Here is a 2,281-nt window from a genome sequence, read left to right as displayed (position 1 = left end):
GGTCGGCATACCCAATCGGGCCGCCCGCGAGCGGCCGTAGAACGGGGGCACCGCCGTCGCCCTGCCGCCACCGCCGTGGCAAGCGGCCCACAAGAAACTCAGCGCGACACCAGCAGCCCGTCGTCGACCCAACGTCGCAGCGCGCTCGCCACCCATGCCGGCGCGTTGTCACCTTGCGTGTCGACTGCCATCTCACACAACGCTGCAAAAGGCTCGCCGGCCAAACAAGCCACAAGCACCTCCGCTTCGCCGGGCTGCAGTGAGCGCCAGCGCGTTTCCAGACCCTGGCGCCAGATCAGCAAGCGATGGTCGAGCGCCTCGGGCTCGTCGGTGGTGGCCTCTTCGTCCTGCGTCAACGTCTGCCAGATCGGCTCGACAGCCCACTGCAGCGTCAGCAGGTGGACAGAAGGGTGGGCAGCGAAGCTCGCTTCAGGCCACTGCTCAGGTGGCATCGCGGCCAGATCCGCGAATGCCAGCGGCGTCGCGTCGGCTGCATCGAAGCTGCAGCCCAGCGCCCACTCCATCGCGGCCAGGTCGACCAACGCAGGGTGGGGCAGGGTATCGGGGTGGTTGACCAGCCAGGCTTGCAGACCATCGCCGAACCAGCGGATCGAAGGCTTGCGCGAAGGTTGGTCCGCCAGGTAGGCCAACGCCAACTCGGCAAAACCGTCGTCGCCCAACACACGGTGCAACACCGGCAGGTTGCTGCGCAGCGCTTCGATCAGGCGGGCACGGTAGGCGTGGTGGTAGACGCCGACGCGCGGCGGCTCGCCTTTCACCGCTCGCAGCGGCGTGGTCTCCGGCGCTTCGTCGGCCAGCAGCAGGGCCGCGAAGGCGCGTTGCTGGTCCAGCAGTTCGTTTGTCAGTGCTGTGTTCATGCCGCCAGCTCCGACGTTTTGTGAGCGGCCAATGCTTTCGCAGCTTCTTGCCGCGCACGCCCCAGCTCATTAATCAGTTCGGCCAGCGGCGGGATGTGGTCGTCGCGCTCGATCATCGTCGGCAACGGGCCGAAGCGCGCGATCGTGTGGCGGTACAGGTCCCACACCGCTTCGCAGACGGGATGGTCGTGGGTGTCGATCAGGAAGCCATCTTCACCCGTCTCGTGGCCAGCCAGGTGGATCTGGCGCACGCGATTGGCGGGCATCGCGTCGATGAACGCGCGCGGATCGAAGCCGTGGTTGGTGGCGCTGACATAGACGTTGTTGACATCCAGCAGCAGCTCGCAGTCAGCGCGCTGGGCCAACTCGGCAATGAACTGCCACTCGCTCATCTCGTCGGCCGACCAGGTCACATAGCTGGAGACGTTCTCCAGCAGCAGCCGTCGGCCAAGCGCGTCTTGCACCTGCAGCACCCGGTCGACGACGTGGCGCAGGGCGGCCTCGGTGTAGGGCAGCGGCAGCAGGTCGTGCAGGTTGTGCTGATCGACGCCGGTCCAGCACAGGTGATCTGAAATCCAGGCTGGCTCGATGCGATCGGCCAGGGCGCGCAGCTCGCGGAGGTAACCCAGATCCAGCGGATCTGCGCTGCCGATCGACAGCGACACGCCGTGCATCACCATCGGCACATCGCGGCGGATCGCATCGAGATGCGCCAGCGGCTTGCCGCCGGGCACCATGTAGTTCTCGCTGATGACCTCGAGCCAMTCGACCCCGAGCTTCGGCGCCGGCGTGGCGCGAAAGTCCGCGTAGTGATCAGTCCGCAGGCCGAGGCCGAAGCCCTTCAATTCAGACATTGGATATTCACGCGGCGCTCCGCAGGAGTCGCCGCTTTCGAGTGGCGTGCGCGGATCTGGCTTTGCCAGTCCGCTGCGCGAGCCCCCTCGGGGGGCAGGCCCCGGAAGGGGCCGTGGGGGTCAACCCTTGACGACCTTGCCGCCKKCCTTGGTGCACTCTTCGGCSGWCTTCTTGSTGACCCAGCCTTSGCCCTTGCAGCTGTTSTGGCCCTTGCAYTCGCTCTTGGCGGTCTTGCAYTCCGARSTGCCCTTGCAGCTGTTGACGCCYGARCACTTGACGGTGGCTTCTTCGGCTGCCTGGGCCATCGGGGCGGTGCCCAGCGCGAACAGCGCGGCGGCGGCAGCKGCGATGGCGAGGCCGGACTTGGTGGTCTTGTTGATCATGCTCATTGAAATCTCCTGTGTGGATGAACAAAGGCTTGGCACCGTCTACGCTCGAACGAGTGCGAGCGGCACGCCGGCCGGGTTGTACTGTTCGAGGCTGCGCAGCTTGCGATGAAACATTGCTGGACGCAACCGGTTGCTTGAAATACAGGGCCGCGGCAACGC

General features: G+C 66.2%; 3 protein-coding genes. All 3 read right to left on the bottom strand.

Going from position 1 to position 2,281, the window contains the following annotated elements; genetic code table 11:
- Nucleotides 1-98: 98 nt before the first annotated feature.
- Entirely contained in the window at nt 99-878 is a 780-nt protein-coding gene (locus tag AC1DYI_RS33140; RefSeq protein WP_477208357.1) for an HvfC/BufC family peptide modification chaperone, read from the bottom strand.
- Nucleotides 875-1,732, bottom strand: coding sequence for an MNIO family bufferin maturase (gene bufB / locus AC1DYI_RS33135; protein ID WP_477208356.1), 858 nt, complete (start codon nt 1,730-1,732; stop codon nt 875-877). The genes AC1DYI_RS33140 and bufB overlap by 4 nt, the downstream gene beginning before the upstream one ends.
- Before the next feature lie 120 nt (nt 1,733-1,852).
- Nucleotides 1,853-2,122: a BufA2 family periplasmic bufferin-type metallophore gene (gene bufA2, locus AC1DYI_RS33130; RefSeq protein ID WP_477208355.1), complete on the bottom strand. Its 270-nt coding sequence runs from the start codon at nt 2,120-2,122 to the stop codon at nt 1,853-1,855.
- Nucleotides 2,123-2,281: the final 159 nt, after the last annotated feature.

This window comes from Ideonella sp. P3_A4, assembly GCF_056403075.1.
Note: the sequence above shows the minus strand (reverse complement) of the source record. Positions and strands in the feature narration are given on the sequence as shown.